General features: G+C 37.3%; 18 protein-coding genes, 2 tRNA genes and 1 pseudogene. 3 read left to right on the plus strand and 18 right to left on the minus strand.

All coding sequences use genetic code 11. The annotated features are described in order from the left end of the window. Window positions 1–98 precede the first annotated feature (98 nt). Window positions 99–662 carry a TetR/AcrR family transcriptional regulator C-terminal domain-containing protein gene (locus JCM21531_RS01960; protein WP_038287002.1) on the minus strand — a complete coding sequence of 188 codons (564 nt, stop codon included), beginning with the start codon at window positions 660–662 and terminating at the stop codon, window positions 99–101. A 271-nt stretch (window positions 663–933) separates the two neighbouring features. On the opposite strand from JCM21531_RS01960, the gene JCM21531_RS01965 reads away from it, so the two are divergent. Then, entirely contained in the window at window positions 934–3,528 is a 2,595-nt protein-coding gene (locus JCM21531_RS01965; RefSeq protein ID WP_038287003.1) for a calcium-translocating P-type ATPase, PMCA-type, read from the plus strand. A gap of 64 nt (window positions 3,529–3,592) precedes the next feature. Further along, the gene (locus JCM21531_RS01970; protein ID WP_038287005.1) at window positions 3,593–3,997 is read left to right on the plus strand and encodes a hypothetical protein; all 405 of its coding nucleotides are present in this window, start codon (window positions 3,593–3,595) and stop codon (window positions 3,995–3,997) included. A 1-nt stretch (window position 3,998) separates the two neighbouring features. On the opposite strand, the gene JCM21531_RS01975 is transcribed toward JCM21531_RS01970, so the two are convergent. The 17 genes and pseudogenes from JCM21531_RS01975 to JCM21531_RS02050 all read right to left on the minus strand — a co-directional run bounded on the left by JCM21531_RS01975 (window position 3,999) and on the right by JCM21531_RS02050 (window position 15,181). Continuing rightward, window positions 3,999–5,699, minus strand: a complete 1,701-nt coding sequence (locus JCM21531_RS01975) for an ABC1 kinase family protein (protein ID WP_038287007.1) — start codon at window positions 5,697–5,699, stop codon at window positions 3,999–4,001. A gap of 236 nt (window positions 5,700–5,935) precedes the next feature. Further along, a complete protein-coding gene (locus JCM21531_RS01980; protein ID WP_038287009.1) occupies window positions 5,936–7,192 on the minus strand; it encodes a methyl-accepting chemotaxis protein in 1,257 nt (418 codons plus the stop codon). A 256-nt stretch (window positions 7,193–7,448) separates the two neighbouring features. Then, window positions 7,449–7,524, minus strand: a tRNA-Met gene (locus JCM21531_RS01985). Between the two features lie 10 nt (window positions 7,525–7,534). Beyond that, window positions 7,535–7,624 (minus strand) — tRNA-Leu (locus JCM21531_RS01990). Window positions 7,625–7,924: 300 nt separating this feature from the next. Beyond that, window positions 7,925–8,347, minus strand: coding sequence for a S1 RNA-binding domain-containing protein (locus JCM21531_RS01995; protein WP_038287011.1), 423 nt, complete (start codon window positions 8,345–8,347; stop codon window positions 7,925–7,927). 117 nt (window positions 8,348–8,464) lie between these two features. Further along, window positions 8,465–8,746: an FtsB family cell division protein gene (locus JCM21531_RS02000; RefSeq protein ID WP_038287013.1), complete on the minus strand. Its 282-nt coding sequence runs from the start codon at window positions 8,744–8,746 to the stop codon at window positions 8,465–8,467. Window positions 8,747–8,844: 98 nt separating this feature from the next. After that, window positions 8,845–9,363, minus strand: a complete 519-nt coding sequence (gene yabQ / locus JCM21531_RS02005) for a spore cortex biosynthesis protein YabQ (RefSeq protein ID WP_273479667.1) — start codon at window positions 9,361–9,363, stop codon at window positions 8,845–8,847. Window positions 9,364–9,368: 5 nt separating this feature from the next. After that, window positions 9,369–9,659: a sporulation protein YabP gene (yabP, locus tag JCM21531_RS02010; protein WP_038287017.1), complete on the minus strand. Its 291-nt coding sequence runs from the start codon at window positions 9,657–9,659 to the stop codon at window positions 9,369–9,371. A 143-nt stretch (window positions 9,660–9,802) separates the two neighbouring features. Continuing rightward, window positions 9,803–10,041, minus strand: a pseudogene (locus tag JCM21531_RS02015) (RNA-binding S4 domain-containing protein). A gap of 135 nt (window positions 10,042–10,176) precedes the next feature. Continuing rightward, window positions 10,177–10,452, minus strand: a complete 276-nt coding sequence (gene hbs / locus JCM21531_RS02020; RefSeq protein WP_038287019.1) for a non-specific DNA-binding protein Hbs — start codon at window positions 10,450–10,452, stop codon at window positions 10,177–10,179. A gap of 136 nt (window positions 10,453–10,588) precedes the next feature. After that, window positions 10,589–11,389: a nucleoside triphosphate pyrophosphohydrolase gene (gene mazG / locus JCM21531_RS02025; protein ID WP_038287022.1), complete on the minus strand. Its 801-nt coding sequence runs from the start codon at window positions 11,387–11,389 to the stop codon at window positions 10,589–10,591. A gap of 221 nt (window positions 11,390–11,610) precedes the next feature. Next, window positions 11,611–12,165: a stage V sporulation protein T gene (gene spoVT, locus JCM21531_RS02030; protein WP_038287025.1), complete on the minus strand. Its 555-nt coding sequence runs from the start codon at window positions 12,163–12,165 to the stop codon at window positions 11,611–11,613. A gap of 366 nt (window positions 12,166–12,531) precedes the next feature. After that, window positions 12,532–13,017, minus strand: coding sequence for a CpsB/CapC family capsule biosynthesis tyrosine phosphatase (locus JCM21531_RS02035; RefSeq protein ID WP_279378957.1), 486 nt, complete (start codon window positions 13,015–13,017; stop codon window positions 12,532–12,534). After that, the gene (locus JCM21531_RS23435) at window positions 13,014–13,250 is read right to left on the minus strand and encodes a CpsB/CapC family capsule biosynthesis tyrosine phosphatase (RefSeq protein WP_279378958.1); all 237 of its coding nucleotides are present in this window, start codon (window positions 13,248–13,250) and stop codon (window positions 13,014–13,016) included. The genes JCM21531_RS02035 and JCM21531_RS23435 overlap by 4 nt, the downstream gene beginning before the upstream one ends. Beyond that, on the minus strand, window positions 13,243–13,992 hold the full coding sequence (locus JCM21531_RS02040; RefSeq protein ID WP_038287027.1) for a CpsD/CapB family tyrosine-protein kinase: 750 nt from the start codon (window positions 13,990–13,992) through the stop codon (window positions 13,243–13,245). Before JCM21531_RS02040 ends, JCM21531_RS23435 begins: the two co-directional genes overlap by 8 nt. A gap of 14 nt (window positions 13,993–14,006) precedes the next feature. Then, window positions 14,007–14,675: a YveK family protein gene (locus tag JCM21531_RS02045; RefSeq protein WP_243467076.1), complete on the minus strand. Its 669-nt coding sequence runs from the start codon at window positions 14,673–14,675 to the stop codon at window positions 14,007–14,009. Window positions 14,676–14,848: 173 nt separating this feature from the next. After that, window positions 14,849–15,181: a hypothetical protein gene (locus JCM21531_RS02050; RefSeq protein WP_038287031.1), complete on the minus strand. Its 333-nt coding sequence runs from the start codon at window positions 15,179–15,181 to the stop codon at window positions 14,849–14,851. Window positions 15,182–15,448: 267 nt separating this feature from the next. Between JCM21531_RS02050 and JCM21531_RS02055 the strand changes: the two genes are divergently transcribed. Next, a complete protein-coding gene (locus JCM21531_RS02055; RefSeq protein WP_038287033.1) occupies window positions 15,449–17,272 on the plus strand; it encodes a nucleoside-diphosphate sugar epimerase/dehydratase in 1,824 nt (607 codons plus the stop codon). Window positions 17,273–17,319: the final 47 nt, after the last annotated feature.

A 17,319-nucleotide genomic window follows, 5' to 3' on the forward strand; every position in this document is an offset into this window, starting at 1 on the left:
TATACTAACCTTTGTAAAATAATATAAAATCTTTAAATTTGAGGAAGGGAGGATCTAACTTAGAAAAGCTAAAAAAATTGTCTTGACAATGGGGAGCATTATAATTTCTGCTTCTTTAACTTCTTCTCCACAATAAACCTCAAACATTCTTCCGTCAAAGGATAGAAACTCGTGCTGTATTCATAAGGCTGGCTTTTCATTCCGCCCCTCGCCCATTGGGTTATACTCCCGACAATCGCATTGGTAAAATAATTTACAATCATATCGAATTCAACGGGTGCAATTTTATTTTCCCCCAGTACTTCTTCCGTTTTTTCCTTAATAGATTCATATATAATCCTGAAAAAATGCTCGCTGAGATTGTTTTGCACATTTGAAGTAAGAGCGGCAACATAAAAGTCCCTGTTTTTATACAAGTGCTCCACAAGCTCATCTAATACCGAATTGTCATGATTAACATCCGTAAGACTTGCAAACTCAGTATCAAAAATCCAACAGACCAAATCCTGTTTATCTTTAAAATGATAATAAAAAGTTTTTCGATTAAGACCGCATGCATCTACAATTTCTTGAACGCTTATTTTGTCCAAAGGAATATTCAGCATAAGTTTCTTTAATGTTTGAGCTAGCAACTGTTTGGTAAGCTCGGGCTTTGCCATCATCAATCACCTCATATACGCAAATTAGCTATAACTTATCCGAAAATTACACACTTTAGGCCATTTGTGTAAAAACCGGACACTTAGTTAAAAATATTGGTTTTTTTAATCTTATCTCATGGTAAATTATTTGTAAAGACAGTTGGAAATTAAAGCTTAATGCTTTAACGTCACTGTTCCAAGCCAAAACATTAAGACATAATATTTACTGGCTAATTTAGGTTATGCTAAAAATCAATAATCAAAATAAAACAATAAGGAAAGGACGTGGCAAATGAAACATTATTTCGAAAGTATTGAAGCTGTATTAAATCAAATGGAGAGCTCCAAAAACGGTATTGACCCGAAGGAAGCTTCTTTGCGGCTTGAAAAACACGGCCGCAACAAGCTGGACGAAGGCAAGAAAAAGACCGTCTTTGCCAGATTTTTAGACCAACTGAAGGACCCCATGATCATTGTTTTGATTGTAGCCGCCATTATCTCAGGCTTCGCCGGAGAGCCGGCCGACTCAATCATCATACTGATGGTTGTAGTTGTAAACTCAATACTGGGCGTAGTACAGGAAGGAAAAGCCGAAAAAGCTATTGAAGCTCTGCAGAAAATGTCATCTCCTTACTCAAAAGTCAGGAGAAACGGTCAGGTGATGCAAATCAAATCCGCGGAAATTGTGCCTGGTGATATAGTCCTTATTGAAGCAGGTGATGCTGTGCCTGCAGATATGAGGATAATAGAAGCCTCAAGCTTGAAAATCGAAGAAGCATCCCTTACCGGAGAATCAGTACCTATTGAAAAAGCTGCCGATGCAATACCTCCATCGGATAAGGATATTCCCCTTGGCGACCGCCGCAACATGGCCTACATGGGTACCAATGTTGTATACGGCCGCGGTGAAGGTGTCGTAGTCAGCACCGGAATGTCAACAGAAATGGGAAAAATCGCAAACATTATTTCCAGCACAGAAGAGGAAAAAACACCTCTGCAAAAGAAGCTTGCCGGATTAAGTAAGGTACTTAGTGTGGCTGTACTGGGAATTTGTATATTCATATTTGTCTTTGGTGTATTAAGAAACGGAGGTTTCTCAGGAGATAATGTTCTGGAGACGTTTTTGCTGGCAATCAGTCTGGCCGTTGCTGCAATCCCTGAAGGTTTGGTAGCGGTTGTCACCGTTGTTCTTTCCATCGGTGTCACAAAAATGTCCAAACGCAATTCCATCATCCGAAAACTTACCGCAGTTGAAACGCTGGGATGCACACAAATTATCTGTTCCGATAAGACAGGTACTCTGACCCAAAATAAGATGACTGTTGTGGATTCCTTTGGGGATGTGCAAAAGCTCGCTGCCTCCATGGCTCTTTGTAATGATGCCGCTCTATCGGGAGAAAACGGAGAAGTAATCGGCGAACCTACAGAAAGCGCCCTTGTACGCTATGCTTTCGATATGGGGATCAATAAAAACGAACTGGAAAAGACAATGCCCCGCGTTGCAGAAGCCCCCTTTGATTCCGTTAGGAAAATGATGTCCACAGTCCACAAGACCGAGAACGGAAAATTCATTCAGTATACAAAGGGAGCACCGGATGAGCTTCTCAAAAACTGCACTCACATACTCACAAAAGACGGTGTGGTTCCTCTGACAGATAAGCATCGCACGGAAATTCTTAATGAAAACAAAAGAATGGCGAATAAAGCCCTTCGCGTATTGGCATCGGCAATGAAAGAGACAGATTCTTTGCCTTCCGATATATCTCCGGAAAGCTTGGAGCATGATTTAACATTTATTGGCCTTGCAGGTATGATTGACCCTGTACGTCCTGAGGTAAAAGCAGCAATCGAAAAATGCCGCCAGGCGGGTATACGCCCTATTATGATTACTGGAGACCATAAAGATACTGCAGTAGCTATTGCAAAAGAACTGGGCATTATATCCGATGAAAACCAAGCAATCACAGGAGCGGAATTATCCGAAATATCGGACAGCGAATTTGAAGAAAAAGTAAAAAATTACTCCGTCTATGCCAGAGTACAGCCTGAACACAAGGTTCGAATTGTGACTGCATGGAAAAAACGCGGAAAGATTACTGCAATGACGGGAGACGGCGTTAATGATGCTCCGGCTCTTAAATCTGCTGACATAGGTGTTGGCATGGGTATTACCGGTACCGACGTTACCAAGAATGTGTCCGATATGGTTCTGGCTGACGACAACTTTGCTTCAATTGTCTATGCAGTTGAGGAAGGACGCAGGATATATGACAACATACGTAAATCCATACAATTCCTGTTGTCTTCAAACTTAAGCGAAGTTATTGCGCTGTTCATAGCTACCCTCAGAGGATTTATACTGTTTTCGCCCATACACATTCTGTGGATTAACCTTGTAACCGACTCTCTACCGGCTATAGCACTGGGTATGGAAGAAGCGGAAGAAGATATTATGAAAAGGCCTCCTCGAAGCACAAAAGAAGGTATTTTCGCCAACGGCTTAGGATTTAATATTATATATCAAGGTATTGCCATTGCAGTTTTAACGCTTATATCCTACTTTATAGGCAACGCACATTCCCATATAACCGGAATGACGATGGCGTTTTTGACAATGTCCACATGTGAGGTTTTCCAATCCCTCAACCTAAGGTCAATGACAAAATCCATTTTCACATTGAAAACCCACAATAAAGTTTTATTTGGCGCAATGGTGCTGGCTTTCGCTTTATCACTGTTTGTAATATATGTACCGGGCATAAACAACATATTTAAGCTGACACCGCTTTCGGGAGTAAACCTTCTTATTTCAATTGCCTTAGCCTTTGCGATTATTCCTATTGTGGAAATAGTTAAGCTTATAATATCCTTGGTAAAGAAAGCATAATAATGGAGGGGGACACATTACCCCTCTATTATTTATCAAAGATTAAAGAATTTGAGGTGACAAAATGAATTGGCTACGAACATTTATGGCGGACAGATACGGCAGTGACCGTCTTTCCATATTTTTAATCATCCTATCCATAATATTAAACTTTATCGGAAACCTGCTGAAAACTCCCGTGTTTGGCCTGATTGGCTATATTCCCTTGGCTATAAGTATCTATAGAATGTTATCAAAAAACATAACCCGGCGCAGAATGGAAAATTACAAATTTGTGATGTTTACGGATTCTTTTACTGCATGGTTCAAAAAAGCAGTAGACAATATAACAATACGTATCAGGGATGCAAAAACACACAGATATTTCTCATGTCCCGATTGCAGGGCAAAGTTGCGGGTACCTAAGGGCAAGGGAACAATTATTATTACCTGCCCCAAATGCAAAACTGAATTCAAGAAAAAAACATAAATTAAAAATGATTAGACCGAAACATGGAAATGACCAGCCCCAATATAATGGCTACTACAACTCCCAGCCCAATCCGTAGTGCCATAACATTTACAAAATACATTTCGCTTCCTGGGCTTGCACTCTGGCTGGAGCCTATAATAATCCCCGTAATAATAATACTTACGGCAAGAAGTACTACGCTTAGAGACATCCGATTGAAATTTCTGTCCAGCCTCTTCATAATTTTGTCAATGTCTTTAATTCCCAACTGCAGAGTGTAGTCCCTGTCTTCGTATTTTTCCAAAATGCCTAATAGAATGGAAGGAAATTCACTAAACAGGTCCACCACATCCCGGTAATTTAGAGCATTCTTTTTGATGCTGTCGGTAACATTTTTTATCGAAAAGGATTGATAAATAAGTTTCTTTGCTATGGGCTTTGCAATTTCTATAGTGTTAAGGTCCGGTGCCAGCTTTTCCAAAACTCCCTGGGCCGTTCCAAGGGTTTTTGCCAGCATGGCAAATTCACGGGGTATCTTTATTTCATTTACAAAGGCAATATTAAATACCTCATAGAACAGGTCAACTATTTTTATTTCACTCCAAGGCATAGCAATGTATTTATCAATCATTCTATCAATGTCTTTTTCAAACCTTTTTAAATTACGTCTTTCGGACATTTCTCCCAGGTCAACAATCGCTCGGGCAACTATCTTGCTGTTTTTGGTGGAAACACCTACAAAGAAATTCGATATAATTTTCTTTCGAGACTCACTGATTTTTCCGACCATCCCCAAATCCAAAAAAACTATTGTGCCGTCCCTAAGAATTCTGATGTTCCCGGGGTGCGGATCTGCGTGATAAAATCCATCCGTTAATACTTGATTGCATATTGATGTAGCAAGGTTTTTGGCAAGCTCCACCTTGTCAATTCCCGCTTTTTCCAATCCCTCAATGTCACCAATCTCAATACCTTCAATGTACTCCATCGTAAGCACACGCCTAGTAGTATATGTCCAATTAATCTCGGGAACTCTTGCAATCCCTTCTTTAGCAAAATTCTTCCTGAAAGTCTCGGCATTTTCTCCCTCTCTGGTAAAATCCAGTTCGTTTTTTATGGTGTTTTCAAAGTCTATTACCATTCCGATAAGATCGTAAATTTTCCCGTATTTTGTGTGATTTTCAATAAAATGCACAAGGTCCTTAAGAATATTTAAATCCAACGCTATATTTCTCTCTATACCCGGTCTCTGAACTTTAACCGCAACCTTCTCTCCCGATTTAAGCTTTGCACAATGAACTTGGGATATGGAAGCCGCCGCAATAGGTTCCTTTGAAAACTCCAGGTAAATATTCTCAAGCTTATCCTCAAATTCGCTTTCTATTACTGTCCTGACTTCATCAAAGGAAAAGGGATGCACGGACTCTTGAAGCTTCTTTAATTCTTCGATAATGTCGGATGGAACCACATCGGGTCTTGTACTGAGTATCTGCCCTATCTTTACAAAGGTTGGGCCAAGTTCTTCACAGGACAGCCTTATCCGTTCACCCATAGAGAGTCTTGAGCTATCATCCTCTCCTTCATCGGATGAAATCTTTTTTCCCATCTTTAAATAGTCAAAAATCCCCAATTGGTCAAACAACAGCCCAAAGCCATGTTTGGCAAAAACAGATATTATTTCTTTATATCTCTTAATATTGACCCTTTTGCTTATAACCATGTCATCCCCCGGTTTTTTGCCCTAGTTTCATTTAAAATGCTTTTTATTTCCCGCTCTTATATTTTACCACTTTTAGTGTTGGATATTTACACTATTAACTAATCTAATATTATCACGGTGCAAGGAAAACAATCAACAATTGCCGGAAAATCGGAATAAATACCATAATCTTTTCAAATTTAATAAGGCCCGATAGAGGCCTTATTGAAATTTCCAAAATAAATTATCCATTACTTTTATTTTATCTTATATTTTGCCAATTTGTCGTCGAGCTCCTTCACAAGTTCGCTAAGGCTGTTGGAAGCCTCCCTCATATCGGCAATATACTTTATCTGGTCCTCTGTTGTCATTGCCACCTCTTTGCTGAACGCCGCCGTTTCCATCGAAACTGCCGAAATGTTTTCAATTGCCGAAATTACCTCTCTTTTATCATTCTGCATTTTTGCAACTGCCTGATTTACATCATTGATTCTTAGAACTATGGAGTTTATTGCGTTGGCAATGTCGCTAAAAGCACTGTCCGTCTGGTTAACAGCTTCATTTTGGTCTGCCGACACTCTTCTCATTATTTCCATTGACTCTATCGCCAATACAGATTCTTCCTGTATACTGTTTACCAATAAGTTAATCTCTTCTGTAGATTTCCTGCTCTGATCGGCAAGTTTTCTTACTTCATCGGCAACTACGGCAAAACCTTTACCCGCTTCTCCCGCCCTTGCTGCCTCTATCGCTGCATTCAGCGCCAACAGGTTTGTTTGCTCCGCTATATTTTCAATGGACTCAACAAAGAGCCCTATATCTTTTATACCGTTTGCAAGCTTTTCAACAACTGAAAATATCTTTTCCGTCGTTTCATAGTTTTCCTTGGATCTGTCCCTCAATACTTTAACCGACTGCAATCCAATGTTGTTCAATTCGCTGATTTTTCTTGTATCATCGGTAATGCTGTTATAGTTTTGATACACCAAAGTGATCTGCTCCGATAACTTATCCATAACCTGTACACCTTGTTGTGCCTCATTTGCTTGGGAGGATGCTCCTGTAGCTATTTGTTCCACCGTTTTGGATATTTCCTCTATGGCCTTTGATGCCTCCTCTGCGCCGGAACTAACTTTCTCCGTGGATTTCATAATAAGGGATGAAAGTGAGAGGAAGCTTTCAATCAATGCGCAAATCTCTTTTAACATAGAATTGACCGCCACAGTTATTTTTTTCACTTCGCCGGTGTCTTTGGTCTCAATGTGGTGAGACAAATCCCCCTGATTTACCTTTTCCATATCCGTATTGATTTTATTAACTATTCTTCTGAAGGTAATATCGGTTGCTATTTTTATTACAATTGCTACAAATGCGCACACAAATATATTGGTAAATAGAGCCGCTATTCTCCTTCCCGACATTATATAAATAAATATACCGTTGCCCATTGCAAGTATCGCAGAAATCAAATAGGCCACCTGTAAAGGACTGTTGGAACTCCTAAGCTTTTTCATACATTGCACCCTCCCATGGATTTAATTATATATCTATTCAAATTGAAGGCTGTTCAGTATAAGTTGTGAAGAGTCCTTTTAAATAGACTTGCCAAATTATGATGATGTTTGGTAAACATTTAAAGAAAATTTTATGTAATTATGTAATTTCTACATTCACAATTAAAATCCTTCTCGATTTTAAATAATATTTTCTATTTAATATAAAAAAATGCATTAAAAAACGCTTACCCATTCGGATAAGCGTGAATATTCTTGGTTGCGGAGGGAGGACTTGAACCTCCGACCTTCGGGTTATGAGCCCGACGAGCTACCAACTGCTCCACCCCGCGATATTTTAAATGGTGCCGGAGACCGGAATCGAACCGGTACGGGATTATAAGTCCCGCAGGATTTTAAGTCCTGTGCGTCTGCCAGTTCCGCCACTCCGGCAACTCTGAAACTTCCTGTTCAAACGACTTTTTTATTATAATATATGTTTTTTGCGATGTCAACACTTTTTTTCACGGGGATTATTTCCAATTACAATGAAATATCTGCCTTTTTATCCTGCTCATTCAGCCTTAAAAGCCAATACACTCAAAAAGAGACTTTTATTCACCAATAAAAGTCTCAATAATACTATGCATCATATTCTATTAAATATTACAGGTAAAAAATGCAAAAAACAACCTAAACCTTGGTTTGTTACCAAAGCTTCATATAATCAACCTTTTCGCGTGGAAAACAGGTTTACTGTACAAACTTTCTGTATCCTCCGCCGCCCCTCTTTGATTCAAAATTCTTTTTGAGGTCATGCATTCTTTCATCACTGTCTCTCATGAATTTAGCAAGACGCTCTTCAAAGGTAAGGTTGGACGAATTATGACTACCCCACTCCACTTCCTCAGGTTTAGTAGATTTTGCAACCGATTTTTTGGGGTCTAACGCCCTCTTAATAGACAGGCTGATTTTTCCGTTTTTGTCCACAGAAATAATTTTGACCTTTACCGTTTGATTTTCTTTGAGATGAGACTTAATGTCCTTTACGTACTCCTCAGCAACTTCAGAGATGTGAACCAAGCCGGTCTGACCGTTTGAGAGCTGAACGAAAGCCCCGAAATTAGTAATCCCCGAAACTTTGCCCTCAACAATTTTACCTACTTCAACGAGCATAAATTAATTAATCCTCCTGATTAAATAAAGTACTTTGATTATATAATATGACATTGACTTACGTCAAGTATCATGAAATTCTTAAATCAAGGAAAATAGAGGGTAATCAGCATCAGACTACCGATTCACATCAACAAAGACCCTTTCTCCGTTCTTGACCATTCCAAGACTCTCACGGGCAATCTTCTCATTATACTTCTCCGATGCAACTTCTTCTTTCTGTCTGAGAAGTTTCTCATTAAGTTCTTTTTCCTGTTCTATATTCTCTTGAATCTGTTTTAACTGTTGTCTCTGGGAATGAATTATTGCCTGTTGTCTGACAAGAACAGTCCCAATATAAAACACCAACGCTCCAGTTATAATAATTAAACCCCAATTGTGTTTTTTTCCTTTGTTCATTAATTGCCCTCTCCCTGCTAAAAGCAATGTGGATTATTTAACAATATAATATTATACACCTATTATAATTCTACGTGTATTAGTAAAATCCTCCTTTCCTATATTTTTTTCCTAAGATTATTAAATATCCTTCCCGACATTTTTATTTTGCTCAATTTCCTTTTGCTTGCTCCTTTTATTTTTCCGGCACCCCGGGTAATAGCTTTATATGCTTTTTTTGCCGGCACGCCCAGTATTTTTAATATTATCCTTATCGGAATCAACAGGATACCGCAAAAGGTAATAGCCACCTTGTATATTGTTCTAATAGCAAACAAGAATACAGCCATGACTATTCTGCTTAAAAGCAAAGCGTACAGGACGATTCCATTGGCTATCCCCAATATGAGGTATCCTCTTAATTCACCCTCATTGCTCCTGTATATGATCGCGAAAAGAATTAATGCTACAATAATCCAGTAAATAAAGTCCTCGAAGTACACAATGAGGTTACTTGATTTTATAGCCTTCCTTCTAACCCTGAAAATATCATATATGAATGCTACAATCATGCCTCCAAGGACACAATTCAAAAACACATATGCTTGGTTGCTAACAGATACCCACAATTTGATCACTTATCCTATCTGAACATTTTTGCAAAGAAGCCCATTCCTTTTGATCTTCCGTCTTTGTCGCTGTACTCAAGACTCGTTATATACCCTTCAATACTGAGTTCTGAGCTTTCCACGCTTAATTTGTTTATATGAAGGTCTTCTCCCCGTACAATTAAAAGTCCCAATTCCGTGTCGGCCACAACCATTTCATCGTTAAAGCTCTCCACATCAACAACTCCCGATATGCTAAGCCTTTCTCTGTTTTCAAGTATAAGGTTATGCATCCCGGTCTTTTGCACCTTTTTATCATCAACCATACCTTATCCCTCCAATTTTATGTTACACCTTTAAATATTTATGCATGTACAATAATAAAAATGACTCTTAACAATCAATTTCACAAATAAAATAAAAAGGCATCTTTCTTTCAATGCCTTTTTGTTGAATTGCCTAGTTACAATCACCTAATAATATACATATCTTTCGATTCCGATTTTAAAACGTGCTCACTTATCGCTGTCACTTCAACCCTGGTAGTATTGTTCCCGAACCGGATTTCTATGATGTCTCCAACCTTCACCTCAGCACCGGGTTTTACCACCTTGCCGTTTATCATCACTCTGCCCTGTTCACAGCCTCATTGGCCAATGTACGTCTTTTAATAAGTCTTGAAACTTTAAGGTATTTGTCAATTCTCATAATAAAATCCCCCTCAAACCTCTTTCATTTCTCTTAAAAAGGCAAATAAAAAGGCTTCACCCTAGGAAGCCCTTTTACCTCAATTTTATTTTACAAACACTGTACTTTATAATACTCTAGTTTAGTGTTCAAATCTTATTTGTTAACTAACTCTTTTAATGCCTTTCCAACCTTAAATACCGGTGTTTTAGTAGCAGGAATTATAATTTCTTCTTTTGTCTGAGGATTTCTTCCTTTTCTTTCAGCCCTTTCCTTTACTTCAAATGAACCGAATCCTACCAACTGAATCTTATCTCCTTTTGCCAGTGCTTCCTCAACACTTTCAATAAAAGCGTTAAGAGCCTTTTCCGCATCCTTCTTTGACAATTCACTCTTTTCTGCCATGCTTGCTATTAATTCCGTTTTGTTCATATTATAATCCTCCTGTTTATTATATTGGATTTGATTTGAAACTTTATTTCTTTATTAAAATAAATACCATGCTTTGTAAATCCTAAGTAATTTTTATTCGCTGAAAACTTTGAAATTCCTCCTTTCTTTCAGTATTTTAAGAAAATTTTTCTTGATTTTCGGTCTTCGCTTTATTCCATAGCTCGTCCATCTCTTCAAGGGACATTTCCGTAAGGGTTTTCCCGGATTTTGCTGCCTCTTTCTCAATAAACTCAAATCTTTTTATGAACTTGTTTATCGAACCGGCCAGCGCAAGTTCCGGCTGAACCTTCAAAAATCTAGATAAATTTACTATGGAAAATAATACATCCCCAAGTTCATCATTTATTCTTGCCACATCTTTACTCTTATATACATCTCTCAATTCGTTTATTTCTTCATAAACCTTTTCAAATACACTGTCTGCGTCTTTCCAATCGAATCCCACCTGGCTGGCTTTTTGCTGAACCTTGTAACTTCTCATCAGCGCCGGGAGATTTGAAGGCACATCCTTGAGCACCTCCGTTTGGCTTTTCATTCCCTTTTCCTTTTTCTTTATTTCCTCCCAGTTGGTTAAAACCTCATCGGCAGTATCCGCTTTATCGGTACCGAAAACATGGGTGTGCCTCTGTACCATCTTCCTGCAGATACCCGATATTACATCATTCATGTCAAACTCTTTGTCCTCACTTGCTATTTGAGCATGAAAAACAATCTGCAGCAAAAGGTCACCCAATTCCTCACAGAGCCTTTTTTTGTCATTTAAATCTATTACCTCAAGGACTTCATATGTCTCCTCGATAAGATACTTTTTAAGACTCTCGTGGTTTTGCTCCCTATCCCACGGGCATCCGTTTTCACTTCGCAGCAGCCTCATAATTTCAAGCAAATCATCAAAAGTATATTTCTCTTTTATCATATCATCAGCTCCCTGGCAGTACTTGGCTGTATTAATTATACCAAATGAGGCCAGCAATTGCCATAAATATATAAAGTCATTAATCTTCAAAGCAAAAATAAGTTTTAAAAAATAACAGGCAATCCTAAGCGGTTACCTGTTATTTTTTAGGAATAAAAACCTATCCATATTTACCTCTTTTTCCAAAGAGCACTGCAGTCCGTATAACTTTAGGCTATTGCTTATTGTTCCATTTGTTTTCCTAAGAAACCTGCAGCTGTTTGAGCAAGCTTTGCCTCGACTTCACCCATGCGAACATCAGGATCCGTTGATAAGAATATTACTGCTCCAATGGGGTCACCCTCTGAAATAATCGGAGTCACTACCTGTGAATAATATTTTGTTTCTCCCGATTCGTCGGCTAAAATGCTTATAGCTTTTTCCTCAGGTGCTTTTACAACAAGAGTAGTTTTTTCTTCTATTATTTTTTCAACTTCCGGACTTAAGGATTTTTCAAGATATTCTTTCTTTGATGCTCCCGAAACTGCAATTATTGTATCTCTATCTGAAATACAGGTTATATGACCACTTGTCTTATGCAAGGATTCAGCATACTGAGCAGCGAAGTCGCTTAATTCACCTATTGGCGAATATTTCTTTAATATTACTTCACCTTCTCTATCGGTAAATATTTCGAGAGGATCACCTTCTCTGATTCTCAATGTTCTTCTGATTTCCTTCGGGATTACTACTCTTCCGAGGTCATCTATCCTTCTAACTATTCCAGTTGCTTTCAATTTATTATACCTCCTTTTCTAATATAGTTATTAGTACAGTTTTATTATTAATATTTTATTGGAGTTTTATACATTACAGGTGAATTATGATAACTAAAATAATTATGAAAGTCCTTGCCAGAAATATGTAGAAATAATTGACTTTAATTGGTAATTTCAAGAAGGCAGCAAAAAGAAAGGAGGCCAGAAAGTAGTAAAATGAGTAAAGTGACGGTAAATTAAGCAGCATAAAAGCAAAAATGCAGAGCGGTACATTTGAGGAAATTACTCCAACTCGCATGTCAAAAGAAGGGAAACTTGCAGCATAATCGTGAAATTATATATTTTGATTTGCGTAAATTTTATTTTATAAAGGTAAAGGATAACTTATTTTTTGGTAACCGGCTGAGTAACAGGAGGAGCAATAATGACTTCTTGGTTGTAAGTGAATATTTTATCGCTGTATTCCTTTCCCGCCCAGCTTTTAACTATATCATACGACTCCTTGTATATCTCATAATCCTCCGGCTTGTGGGCATCGGATGCTACAAATTGCACCAGTTTCAGATCAATAAGCTTTTTGGTAAATTTTTTAACGTTGGAACCATGAATTCCAACTATACTTGCAGCATCCAACTGGACAAGACAGCCTGTTTCTATCAATTCAATGAATTTTTGCATGTTCTTTACAAAGTACATATTCCTTTCCGGATGAGCTATGATGGGAACTATTCCTTCCGAATGCAATTTCAAAACAGTTTCATTGATATTAACCGGCATTATATCGAAAGGCAGCTCAAACAGCAAATACTTGGAATTGTTCAGGGTGTATTTTTCTTTGTACAAAAACACATCATTAATTGAAGAAATCAAAATACCTCATAGCCCAAAAACAAGTCTATTCCAAAGTCTTTTATCCTGGATTTGACTTTATAGAAATTTTCCAGGACATTGTCGGAATTATAAACGTTTTTTTTGTAGTGGGGGGTAACAATAATTTTGTCCACTCCTATTTTATCCGCTTCCAGTATCATTCTTACAGAATCTTTAATTGTTGTTGGCCCGTCATCCACCCCAAAAATAACATGGCAGTGTATATCAATCATATTCTCCCCTCTTTAAACTCTTTAAATTCTTAATTAATTGCGACCATTTTTTCATGTATTTTTTTCTGGAGTTGTAATAGTCATAACTACCATAATAGTTTTTGTACTCTGACTTGCTTATTTTGTTTAAAACAGCACCTAAAATATTGGCATTGGCTTTTACCAACTGTTCTTTCATTCTTAAAGCATTTTGGCATCTTACTGCGTTTGCTTCAATAACAATAATCGTTCCATCTACCTGAGCGGCAATAATAGCCGCATCTATAACGCTTCCTAAAGGTGGAGTATCGATAATAACCGTATCATAAATCTGCCTTACTTCTCGAATTAAGTTGCTGAATCTGTCGGAGGTTATAAGTTCTACGGGATTGTTGGTTTTAATACCGCAGGTTATAAAGTCGAAGCCGTCAATATCGGTTTTATTTATTATTTCATTAAGTTCTGCCTGGCCTAGTATATAATTGGTAAGACCTTTTAAATTAGTGCTCATGAAATATTTGAAAGGCATTGGCTTACGTATATCCGCGTCAACATATAAAACCTTCATTCCAGCCTTAGCCATTGAAATTCCCAAATTTATTGATGTTGTTGATTTCCCCTCACCCGGACTATAACTTGTAACAGCTAAAGTTGTGATTTTTTTGCTGGATTCGCAAAACTGAATATTTGCCCTCAAAACATTATATGCTTCTTCTACTGTTTGATTCAAATCATACTTAATTACATAGCTAATTTCCGACAATTGTCAGCACCCCCCTATTTGATGTTAAATGTGGGTATAGTCCCAAGTACATTCAGTTCTAAATATGTTCCTATATCCTCAGATGTTTTGATGGTTTCATTTAATATTTCAAACAGATAAAATGCGCCTACAGCTGCACAAAGGCTTATCAAAAAAGCTATCAGCGTGTAAAGCAAAGGCTTGGGTTTTACCGGACTTCTAGGAACCTCGGCCGGGTCAACAACGCTTACATTGGCTATTTTTGTTATGCTTATTGCTTCTTTAACAAATACTTCGCAGACTTTGTTTGAAAGTTCCTTGCTTCTTTCGGGGGATGTATCTCTTACCTTTACTTCCAAAACTCTGGTATCGTTTTTTGAAGTTACAGTAATATTCTTAGCCAATTGTTCAGGAGAAATATCTGTTATATTCAGTTCTTCCAATGTGGTTTTAACAATGAGTTTGCTTTTTATAAGTTCTCTATAGTCTTTGACCAATTGCTGATTCTTCAAAAGCTCATTATAAGTTACATCTTCTTCGGAAGCTGCGTTTTGACTGATTATATATAAGGTTGTAGATGCCTCATATACCGGAGCAATAAATGCCACGCTTACCAAAACGGTAATAATGGATACAACAATTGGAATCAAGATTATAAACACTATCTTTCTTTTTATCATTACCAAAAACTGTTTTAGTTCCACTATGAATCACCTTTTTCAAGATTATTGATTTTAAAATTGAGCTATTTAATAGTATTCGTTTGGCATAAAAAAATTACCATGTCAATGTGACTTACTAAGAAACAAATACTCAAGCCGCAGTTATAAACTATTTTTTAGCATAATATGCGGCTTGAGCTAACATGCTTTAAATTCTAGTTTTCAGCTTTGCCGTTTCGTATCCAGAATATTTTTGCCAAAATTCCGGCTATAACTCCAAGTATCGTTGCTACTATTACACTAAGAATTCCGTATTTTAAAGTAAAATGTAGGCATTCAAAATGCTCAAAAAGGTCTTCTACTGTGAGCACATCATTGAAGATGCGCAACCCGATAAGGTTGATTATAAAAATAAGCAAATCAAATATTAGTGCAGTGGCTACAATTGTTCTTTGTCTTACTCGAGATAACCAGTTATAGAACCACTCAGAGATTAATCCCGGAACCAGAATCATCAAAAAGTAAATAATCGCATTCAGCACTATCATGTTTTATACTCCTTTCCATATGATTCAATTAATCTATTTTATAATACTCGGAATGAAGATTTATGGTTCCATACATTGACAAAAAATAATTGGACCATTTTCAATGAAAAGATAACCGCCTGGAATTTTTAATTAACATCTATTATCAATCTTACATAATATGAAGCATGCTAATTATTTTTGAAAGAACTGTAAGAACATAAAGCCATTTATATATTTTTCTTATAAGCCGCTTTTATGTAGCTTCTGTAATTGGGAGGTTTAGATATGAAGAATTTAAACAATAGAACATTTCTTGTTGCGGATTGTCTATTCGTAAACATGGCTTTATTCATCGGCCTTATAATAAGGTTTGATGCAGACATTCCGGAAGCTATGTCGGGAATGATTCCTTTTAATTTTCTTATTACAACTATAGTAAGCATACTAATATATAATATATTCGGTATTTACTCAATGCTGTGGAACTATGCAAGTGTCGAAGAGCTTTTAAAAATATTTTGGTCAACAATAACATCAACAATCGTACAACTTCTCTTGGCAACATACTTTAATGTGTTATTCCCCGTTTCGGTATATATCATAAGTTGGATGATTACATTTTATCTTGTAGGATCAGTAAGATTCATCGGCAGGATAACCAAAAGTATAAAAATAAAAAACCAAAAAAAGCACACAAAAAAAAGAATAATGATTATAGGCGCGGGCGATGCCGCTTCGCTGCTTATTAAGGAAATGAAGAACAATAAACGCAGTACTTATGAACCGATAGTTGCAATTGATGACGACCCCAAAAAACACAATACTCAAATAAACAGTGTTCCTATTGCAGGGGGCAGAAATAAAATTATAAAGACTGCAAAGGAAATGTCTATAGAAGAGATAGTTTTAGCCATACCCTCAGTTTCGAAAAAGAAAACACTGGAAATTATAAATATATGCCAAAAAACAGATTGTAAACTAAAGGTATTGCCGAGTGTATACAGCCTTGTAAACGGAGAAGTAAGCATCAAGGAAATAAGAGACGTTACCGTTGAGGATCTTCTTCCAAGAGATGAAATTTCCCTTTCCATAGAAGAGATATCCGGCTATCTTAAAGGTGAGACCATTTTGGTTACCGGAGGAGGAGGCTCGATTGGTTCCGAACTTTGCAGGCAAATAGCATCCTTTGAGCCCGAAAGCCTTTTGGTATTTGATATATACGAAAACAATGCTTATGAGCTCCAAAATGAACTTATTCAAAAATATAAAGACAAGCTGGACATTAAAGTGATAATAGGTTCGATAAGGGATAAAAAAAGATTGGATTATGTGTTTTCGCGCTACAGGCCGGGCATAGTGTTTCATGCGGCAGCTCACAAACATGTTCCGCTAATGGAATTTAATCCTCAGGAAGCTGTCAAAAACAATGTATTCGGCACATTAAATCTTGCCGAATGCACCCACCAATATAATTGCAAAAAATTTGTGCTTATATCGACCGATAAAGCGGTTAATCCAACAAGTATAATGGGAGCAACAAAAAGAATTGCCGAGCTTATCATACAATATATGAACTCAATAAGCAAAACCAAATTTTCTGCCGTAAGGTTCGGCAATGTATTGGACAGTAGCGGAAGTGTCATTCCCCTTTTTAAAAAGCAAATTGAACATGGAGGTCCCATAACAATAACCCATCCGGAAGTTACCCGGTATTTTATGACCATTCCTGAGGCAGTAAGCCTTGTCATTCAATCCGGAGCAATGATGGAAGGGGGAGAAATATTTATACTTGACATGGGTAAACCGGTTAAAATTATTGACCTTGCCAAGTCATTAATTTCTTTATCGGGATTAAAACCCGGTACTGATATAGATATTGAATATATCGGATTAAGACCCGGTGAAAAGCTGCATGAGGAACTGCTTATTTCAGAGGATGGAGTAGGCATAACAAAAAATGACAAGATATTCATCGAAAAGAGCAAATTGATTGACTTTGACCGGTATATGCAGGAGATAAAAGATTTCGAGTTTGATAATTTGGATGATACCGAAAAAGTAATAAGTTTTGTTAAAAAGCTGGTCCCGACATACCAGAAAGATTTGTAACCGAAACTTGGGAAGCTGCATATTATGTAACAAAATAAAAAGTTGGA

It is taken from the genome of Acetivibrio straminisolvens JCM 21531, from assembly GCF_000521465.1.
GTDB classification, from domain to species: Bacteria; Bacillota; Clostridia; order Acetivibrionales; family Acetivibrionaceae; genus Hungateiclostridium; species Hungateiclostridium straminisolvens.